Source organism: Paenisporosarcina sp. TG-14, from assembly GCF_000297555.1.
Taxonomy (GTDB): domain Bacteria; phylum Bacillota; class Bacilli; order Bacillales_A; family Planococcaceae; genus Paenisporosarcina; species Paenisporosarcina antarctica.
Window position 1 is genome coordinate 21282 of record NZ_AMGD01000081.1, and the last position, 9099, is coordinate 30380.

Here is a 9099-nt window from a genome sequence, read left to right on the forward strand (position 1 = left end):
CAATTAGCTGGCGGGCAAACATACGTATTCTTTTGTTTTTCAATCAAAAAAATCACAAACATAACATAGAAAATAAAATACATCTTATCATTCAGTAAATTTCTCAACGGTAATTTACACTGCTCCGTTTTATAGACTTCCGAATCTTTCGCACCTCTGCAATCAGTAATCCTGACAATAAAATCACCACAGCCGTTAAATAGAACCACAGCACGAGTACGATAATCCCTGAGAGTTGACCGTATAAACGCGTATAATTAACATTCGAAACGTAGTTTGCAAAAACGAGCGAAACTACTTGCCAACCTACCGCCGAAAACAAAGCACCAGGCCAAACTTCACGCAAAGTCAGTTTTTCATTTGGTAAAATTTTATAGAAGAGCAGGAAGAATAGAAACAAAAATACTGAACCAATCCCCCATTTGACGACTGGCCAAATATAAATCCACCCATGCCAAGCATTAACAGAACCTGAATACGACACTAACCAGTGCAATCCACTTTCAATGAACGGTAAAAATAAAGAAAGAGGCACTAGCATCATAAACAAAAGTGTTACAGCAAGATCTCGAAGCAACCCTTTCCAAAACGGTAGTGTGCTTTTTATGCCATTTGCTCCATTTAGTGCACGTGCAAGAGCCTGCACAGCCATAGATGAAACCCAAAATGCAGAAAGTAAACTGAGCGATAACACTCGACCTTTATCCGAAGCTAAGATATTTGTGACATTATCTTCAATAAGAGAAAAAGAATCACCAGGCGCAAAAGGTTTCAAGAAATCTAATATTTGCTGTGGATTTATTGGGAAAAAGCTGATGAGTGACAAGATAAAAATTAGAAAAGGGAAGATTGATAACAGAAGATAGTAAGCTGTTTGTGCCGCTTCATCAAAAAATCTTTCCTTAAAAAATCTCACAAAAACGTTCTTTACAAGCTCCATGTACTGTTCCCCCAAGCTTATTATTAATAGTATTGTGACAGAAAAACGGGTAAGTGAGTAAGTTGAATTTAACAGTAATTGTATAGCGTTTTCAGGGGTGTGTATTATAGTATCTATAGATTGAGAATGAAAAACTGCTACTAAGTGTACAGTCATCGTTGAACTCGTCTCATTACTATATTCGTTTACTATCAATAACATTCCGTTAGCGATAAATTAATAGTACATGAACTTAAAAAATAACAATAGTTTATAGTATATGAAAAAAAACCCTTACGGTTGTAGAGGCCACTAAAAAAGTTACGTTTTTAAAATTTGTAAGTGTGTTTAAATTGAAAAAGGCAACATTTCGTTCAAATTTGAACGAAATGTTGCCTTTTCTTTCGTATTGCTTACTCGTTTACTACGAATATGTCTATGGCTTCTTGCATCTGCATATCAAATAGACATGCAGATGATGCTACATCATACCCGAGTCTATTTCAATTCACTATTTTTCGCTTCGAATTTATAGCGTCATTTCGCTTTTTCTTAAATTCCTTACTACTTTGAAAGGCTTCTTGATTCTTATGTCTGTCGATTTTATTGTCACAGAATAGGCCTTCTTTTCTTGTATAACAACCTTTACGAAACAGAAAGACTGTATCAATATCAAAATAGTAGGTTTGTCTTTGGATTATTTACAAGAGATTGTAGTGGAAGGCGGCGACTCCGGCGGAAAAAGCGAGACAGACGAGACCCCGCAGGAAACGAGTTGTGTACAATTCGTTTGCGACGAGTAACCGCAGGAGCAAGGGTTTTCAAGCGGACGAGGAGACTTGGCGCTCGCCCGCGGAAAGCGTCCGCCTGTTTCTGCATCGCTACGCTAGCTTCGAAACATGAAAGTGCGCTGAAACGGAAATCACACCTTTACTAGTCCATAAGCTAAGAAATAATAATTTTTTTCAGTGCCTTACGTTTGTAAGGGGTTCTCACATTTTGAAACTAACTAACGCGACTCTAATTTCCTTATAGCTATCGCCACTTCAGTTGCGGTCATTTTTGCACTACGCATTTGGTGAATAGACTCTTCTTCACGTGTAGAGTGTTCAGCGATATCATCTATCCATTCAGCGGAAATGTTCAATTCGTGCAACGTCGTAGGCAAACCAATTTCTTTATAAAAACCAAAAAGCCGCTCGACTTCACTCTCTTTTTGTTCTAGAAGCAGCTGCACCAAAATTCCATAGGCCACTTTACTTCCATGTAAAGCCTTATGCGACTCAGGTACAATCGTCATACCATTATGAATGGAGTGGGCACCAGCAGTGCGACCAAAATGATCACCAAAACCACCTACCATACCACCAAGCATAATAATCGATTCGACTACTTTGAGAAACGCATTCGACAATTTCTGTTCTTTTGCATCACGAATAGCCTGTTGTGCATTCTCGAACATTTCATTCGCGCACAGTTTCGCTGTATGATGTGCGACTTTAAGTGCAACAGAGGGATCAGTTAATTTACTAATTTGCACATCTGCCTCATACCACTTGGCAATTGTGTCCCCGATACCTGCAATGAGAAGTGGAATGGGAGCTTCCACTAAAATTCTCGGCTCTATGAGTAGAATGTCGACACTCATTGGGTACACATCATAATGAGTCATCTTACCTTCATCTGTATAAATTACACTTAAAGGTGTCCATGGTGCACAGTTTGAAGCAAGCGTTGGAATTAAGATTGCCTTCGTTTCACTTATACAAGCTGCTGCTTTAACCACATCTAACACTTTTCCGCCACCTACACCAATTATGGCATCTACTATATTGAATTGTGCTAAATTAGCCACTCTAGTAATTTCAGTGAGTGAACATTCTCCGTGATAGAAGATATGTGTCACATGGATATTTTTCAGATTAGGTAAATAGTGGCTAGCCGCATTCCATGATTTCACACCCGAGACAATGAGCACACGGTTAATGTTTCTAATCAGTAATTTGTTTTCAAGTTCATCTAGCACTCCACTTTTACATACGTATTCAGCTGGCGCCCCACGAACGATGATATCTTTCACAATTACCCTTCTCTCTTAACGGTTTTCCATCCACTCTGGCTTACCGAATCCTACAAAATCCTTGTCGATTATTGCTTCAAATTCTGGTGACTCTACGATATCAACTAAGTCTTTCGCAAGTTGTGAATCTTTGTTTTCAGTCTTTACGGCAACTAAGTTACGGTATTGATCTGGCATATCTTCAAGAACTAAAGCATCCAATAAATCCATTTTTGCTGCTAAAGCGAAGTTTCCTGGAACTGCAGCTAAGTCGGAACCTTCTACAGCACGAGGCAACCCACCTGCTTCAATTGGTTGGAACACTAAGTTTTTCGTGTTCGTTTTGATATCTTTTTCAGAAACTGTTAATGGCTCTGAACTTGAATCTAATTCAATTAAGTCATGGTCTTGTAGGACTAAGAAAGTACGTGCTGCGTTTACTGGATCATTTGGTATCGCAATCGTAGCACCCTCTTCGATCTCTTCAATTGACTCGAATTTATTTGAATAAATGCCCATTGGTGCAGTCGGCACTGTTAAAAGACCAGTTAAGTCCATATTGTTTTCTTTCGAGAAATTCTCTAAATAAATTGAGTGTTGGAAAAGGTTCGCATCAATATCTCCATTATCTAATGCGTTATTTGGTTGAATATAATCACTAAATTCTATAATCTCAACTTTATATCCCTTTTCTTCTAAAGCTGGTTTAATCGCTTTGTTTAACATATCACTGTAAGGACCAGCTGTTCCGCCTAACTTAACAGATTTTTCATCTGCTGTATCTGTACCCGCTTCCTTATCCCCACCACAAGCTGCAAGTACTGTCATTAAGATAACTAAGATAATTGTAAATAATCCTTTTTTCATGTTCATTTCTCTCCTCTATTATCTTTTATCTATTGCTTTAGACGTCCAGTCACCTATTAATTGAATGATTTGAACGAGAACAATTAATATAACAATCGTGACAATCATGATTGTATTGTCGTACCTGTAATAACCAAAGCGAATGGCTAAGTCACCAATACCGCCACCGCCTACTACACCCGCCATTGCAGAATAGGCAATCAGACTAACGACGGTTAATGTAATCCCCTGCACAATGCTCGATTTTGCTTCTGGTAATAAGACATCCTTGATAATCATCCAAGGTGTTGCGCCTACTGCAATAGCCGCTTCAATGACACCCTTATCAATTTCACGTAAAGACGTTTCGATGATTCGAGCGAAAAATGGAATGCCCGCAACGGACAAGGAAACACTTGCTGCTCCTGGTCCAATAATAGTGCCTGCGAGTAATTTAGTTAAAGGAATAAGTGCTACTAACAAAATAATAAACGGAATGGAACGTACCATATTGGATACAAAACCAAGCGTCGATTTCACAAATCTATTTTCTAAGAATACTCCCCGATCAGTAATGAAAAGTACGATCCCCAGTGGTAATCCTATAATAATGGCAACCGTCAGTGAGATTCCGATCATGTGCATCGTTTGTCCAAATGCTTTCATAATATCTGGTCCAAGTTCTATCATATGCTGAAAATCAAAGCCCATTTCTAATCACCTCCGCTTGCGCTCCTCGGCCTTCCATATATGTGATAGCCCTCGTAACATCATCTGGTTCCCCTTTTATTTCCATCAAAAACAAACCAAGTGGTCTTTCTTGAATGTATTCAATCGAACCATGTAGGAAGTTCGCTTTTATATCAAATTGCTTAACTGTATCTGCTATAATTCCCTCACCTGCAACATCTCCTCTAAATAAAACCTTCACGAGTCGACCTTTACAAGCGTCTAATATTGACTGAGGCACATCAAACGATACAACACTGCTAATAAATTCTTTCGTCAAATCCGTTACAGGGTTTGAGAAGATGTCATACACATCCCCCTCTTCTACGACACGACCATCTTGCATAACTGCCATGCGATCACAAATTTCTTTTACCACATTCATTTCATGCGTGATTAACACAATCGTGATATTTAATTCGCGATTGATTTTTTTGAGTAACCGTAAAATGGATAATGTTGTGTTTGGATCGAGTGCTGAAGTAGCTTCGTCACACAATAACACGGCCGGATTATTTGCCAATGCACGGGCTATGCCAACACGTTGTTTTTGTCCTCCACTTAGTTGAGCTGGATACACATCTTTCTTATCTGTTAAACCAACCATCTCAAGCAATTCCACAACACGAATTGCAATTTTCTCTCTCGGAGTACTTGCAGCTTTCAATGCAAATGCAATGTTTTCGGCTACTGTCTTTTGACTAATTAAGTAAAAGTGTTGAAAAATCATACCGATTTTCAATCGTGCTTTTCGTAATTCCTCACCTTTTAATTTTGTCAGGTCACGCCCGTTTACTTCAATACTGCCACCCGTAGGTCGTTCAAGTAAGTTGATACAGCGTAGCAATGAACTCTTGCCGGCTCCTGAATATCCGACAATCCCGAACACTTCCCCTTTAGAGATCGTGAGGTTTACTTGATTAACACCAATTACAGGACCTTTTTTTGTTGTGTATTCTTTAGTCAACTCTTTAATTCTTATCATCACAAAGCCCCTTTTCACCAAAAGCGTCACTATACCTCGATTTGAAAGTCAATAAAGATTTTCTTAAGCGGATATGCGAGCTGTATATGTTTAATTCGATAAATAAACTTTATTTATCGAACTTATACTTTATTAACCAAGAAAAACGTAAAGCTGCTAGATTGACACAGGTCCGAAGAATCGATACGAAAGCCTTTCTTTCGACTGAGGACCTGAAGCAAAACTTTTACTTTCTTACCCCGCAAAAAAGCCCCCTTCATAAAGAAAGAGGCACCGAAAATTGGATTTTGGTTATCTTTCAGAATGATTTCATTCTGTAGGAATTGGCACCTTCCCAGCTCGTGCTGGAGGTTGCCGGACGTCATAGGGCCTATCCCTCAGTCTCTCTTGATAAATTCCGTATGTAGTTGTTTTGTTGCTGAAACCAAATACTACGTTGTTTTTCGACAAGTGTCAAACACTTTTTGAATAAAATTTTCACTTTTCAAATAATGAATTATAAAGTGCTGGTCTACGATCTTCATAAACAGGTATACGTTTACGCACTTCTTCAACTTCCGAAAAATCAACATCAATCACTGCGTACTCTTCTTGTTCAGCACCAGTCCACAAGATTTTACCCCAAGGTGCAATAATCATCGATTGTCCATTAAAATGATTATTTGGATCACTACCAGTTCGATTCACAGCGATCACGAAACATTGATTTTCAATTGCACGTGCTTGCAGTAAGATCTTCCAATGATCAATACGAGACTCTGGCCACTGTGCTGGAATAAATAACACCTTCGCCCCCGCTAATGCGTGTGCCCGTAACCATTCAGGAAACCTTAAGTCATAACATATGAGTCCTCCGGCTTGAATGGAACCTAAATAAAACACATTTTCCTTATTTCCTGCTTGTAGATAAAGATGTTCATCCATCAGACGAAATAAATGCGCTTTATCATATTCTGCAACAAGTTTACCATCGTTCGTAAATACATACATGGTGTTGTAGAAGTTAGTTCCTTTTTTCGTAGAAACCGAACCACCTACGATGTGGATGTGATGTAAACGCGCCAGTTCAGAAAGAAACTTTTTCGTTCGTTTCCCTTCGAAATCAGCAAGTTGCTCTAATTCTTTTAATGCATATGCAGTATTCCACATTTCAGGTAAAACAACGAGCTCTGCACCTTCATTTACGACTTTTTCAATTAACATTTGGACGTTATGAAAATTTTTATCGGGATCGGCAAACGCAACGTTGAGTTGAATGCATGCGATTTTCATGGTACACCTCCTATAGACAATATACACAAAAGGTTATAAGATTTGGCAGACGATTGCAACTATTTCAGAAAATGAGGAACTGCCATGAAACTTTCAAAAAAACTAAAACAATTACCTCCACAATTTTTTGCTTCTCTAGTGCAAAAAACAGGAGATGCTATTGCTCAAGGACGCGATGTGATCAACCTAGGTCAAGGTAATCCTGATCAACCTACCCCTTTACATATCGTAAAAGCACTTCAAGAAGCTGTTGAAAACCCAACTACCCATAAATATTCGCCGTTCCGAGGAATTAGCGAATTGAAAGAAGCTGCTGCTAATTTTTATAAACGTGAATACAATGTAGACATCGACCCATTAACGGAAGTAGCTATTTTATCTGGAACGAAAATTGGCCTTGTTGAATTGCCAATGGCCGTGTTAAATCCTGGCGATTGGATGTTGCTACCAGACCCTGGTTATCCAGACTATTTGTCAGGAGTCGTATTAGCCGACGTTCAACTTGAAACGTTACCACTTATCGCTGAAAATAACTTTTTACCCGATTATGGAGCGCTCTCTGAAGAGAGTAAAAAACGAGCAAAACTCATGTATCTTAACTATCCAAATAATCCTACAGGAGCGATTGCGGACCTTAATTTTTTCAATGACACTGTGGCATTTGCCAAAGAAAACGAAATCGCTATATGCCATGATTTTGCCTATGGAGCCGTTGGATTTGATGGAGTTAAGCCAGTAAGTTATTTACAAGCAAAAGGTGCAAAAGACGTTGGCATTGAAATGTACACAATGTCTAAAACATTCAATATGGCCGGTTGGCGTATCGGTTTTGCTATCGGCAATTCACAAATAATTGATGCAATAAACGTGATTCAAGACCATATGTTTGTCAGTCTATTCCCCGCCGTACAACATGCCGCGGTAGCTGCATTAAATGGAAATCAAGAATGTGTGACTACTTTTGTAAATAACTACGAAAAACGTCGAAATGCGCTAATCTCTGCATGCAATCGCATCGGATGGAAAGTAGAAGCTCCTAGAGGATCATTCTTTGCTTGGCTAAACGTCCCAAAAGGGTACACAAGCCAGAACTTCGCAGATAAACTGTTAAGTGAAGCAGACGTAGCCGTAGCACCCGGAATTGGCTTTGGTGAATTTGGAGAAGGCTATATTCGCGTTGGATTATTAGTAGATGAACATCGTTTAGAAGAAGCGATTGAGCGCATAGGGAGATTAGGCATTTTTAATAAGGATATGACGAATGAGTAACAATATCCAATTTTAAGTCCATTTGATTTAATAAGACTATTTTTGAAGGATATTTTCTATTATGAAAATTTACCGGTCAATCACGTTTCATAGCCTAGTCAACTTAGTCAGCCAGATATTTAGATTCAGCACTTTTTTTCCCTAACTCTTTATTCCTTCTCTTTCACACACACGTCTATTAAAACTCGAAAAAAATAAAAAACCGATAACCATTTTACAGGTATCGGTTTTTTATTTGCCTAACGACATCCTACTCTCACAGGAGGAGACCCTAAAACTAACATCTACGCAAAAGAACTTAACTTCTGTCAGTAGAAGATACATATTACTATTTATTAGATAGTTGAAAAATTTTAATCGGCTTAAATAGGGATTTATTCGGCTTCGGAGAGGTTTCAATCGGCTTCGCAACTCGTTTAATCGGCTAGAACCAGATTTTATTCCGTTTCACCCAATATTATCCATATAACACCTTTTCGAGGGATCAATCGAGGAGGAATAATTGGGTTGATTTTCGCTTCGCTACTTATTAGGGGACGAAAACATCAGAAAGTGATGATGGTATTCATGAATAAGTTGAATTGTTAGTTGAACAACTGGTAAATACATCTAATGATTTTCGTCACAACGTAGGTTATTCCGTATGCTATATGCTCCAGGTCTCATTCCTTATCTCCCTGAACTCTTTGTTTAACCCACTTCTCACACATCCTCTATTAAAGCATGGATAAAACCACACAAAAAAACCGATACCCTTTTACAGGTAACGGTTTCTTATTTGCCTAGCGACGTCCTACTCTCACAGGGGGAGACCCCCAACTACCATCGGCGCTAAAGAGCTTAACTTCCGTGTTCGGGATGGGAACGGGTGTGACCTCTTTGCCATTATCACTAGACTATTTGTTTTTTAAAGACAAGTATTATTATACCAATACTCAAGGTTTATTGCAAGTGTTTTGAGTGAAAAATCTTTTGTTCACTCAAAACTGGATAAACGAGCCATTGAAAGCCATTCAATCT

Annotated in this window: 7 protein-coding genes, 1 rRNA gene and 1 riboswitch; of the genes, 1 reads left to right on the plus strand and 7 read right to left on the minus strand. The window is 38.7% G+C overall.

Annotated features, from left to right (window positions below; translation table 11 throughout):
- Window positions 1–103: 103 nt before the first annotated feature.
- The 6 genes from C406_RS0117580 to C406_RS0117610 all read right to left on the minus strand — a co-directional run bounded on the left by C406_RS0117580 (window position 104) and on the right by C406_RS0117610 (window position 6810).
- On the minus strand, window positions 104–940 hold the full coding sequence (locus tag C406_RS0117580) for a YihY/virulence factor BrkB family protein (RefSeq protein ID WP_017381971.1): 837 nt from the start codon (window positions 938–940) through the stop codon (window positions 104–106).
- Window positions 941–1928: 988 nt separating this feature from the next.
- On the minus strand, window positions 1929–2999 hold the full coding sequence (locus tag C406_RS0117585) for an iron-containing alcohol dehydrogenase family protein (RefSeq protein WP_017381972.1): 1071 nt from the start codon (window positions 2997–2999) through the stop codon (window positions 1929–1931).
- Between the two features lie 15 nt (window positions 3000–3014).
- A complete protein-coding gene (locus C406_RS0117590; RefSeq protein WP_017381973.1) occupies window positions 3015–3845 on the minus strand; it encodes a MetQ/NlpA family ABC transporter substrate-binding protein in 831 nt (276 codons plus the stop codon).
- Window positions 3846–3863: 18 nt separating this feature from the next.
- Window positions 3864–4535 carry a methionine ABC transporter permease gene (locus C406_RS0117595; protein ID WP_017381974.1) on the minus strand — a complete coding sequence of 224 codons (672 nt, stop codon included), beginning with the start codon at window positions 4533–4535 and terminating at the stop codon, window positions 3864–3866.
- Window positions 4525–5538: a methionine ABC transporter ATP-binding protein gene (locus C406_RS0117600; protein WP_017381975.1), complete on the minus strand. Its 1014-nt coding sequence runs from the start codon at window positions 5536–5538 to the stop codon at window positions 4525–4527. Before C406_RS0117600 ends, C406_RS0117595 begins: the two co-directional genes overlap by 11 nt.
- A 288-nt stretch (window positions 5539–5826) precedes the next feature.
- Window positions 5827–5935: riboswitch (SAM riboswitch) on the minus strand.
- An 80-nt stretch (window positions 5936–6015) separates the two neighbouring features.
- Window positions 6016–6810: a carbon-nitrogen family hydrolase gene (locus C406_RS0117610; RefSeq protein ID WP_017381977.1), complete on the minus strand. Its 795-nt coding sequence runs from the start codon at window positions 6808–6810 to the stop codon at window positions 6016–6018.
- An 84-nt stretch (window positions 6811–6894) separates the two neighbouring features.
- On the opposite strand from C406_RS0117610, the gene C406_RS0117615 reads away from it, so the two are divergent.
- Entirely contained in the window at window positions 6895–8079 is a 1185-nt protein-coding gene (locus C406_RS0117615; protein WP_017381978.1) for a pyridoxal phosphate-dependent aminotransferase, read from the plus strand.
- Window positions 8080–8859: 780 nt separating this feature from the next.
- Here the strand turns inward: C406_RS0117615 and rrf are convergent.
- A 5S ribosomal RNA gene (rrf, locus tag C406_RS0117620) occupies window positions 8860–8975 on the minus strand.
- Between the last annotated feature and the right edge of the window lie 124 nt (window positions 8976–9099).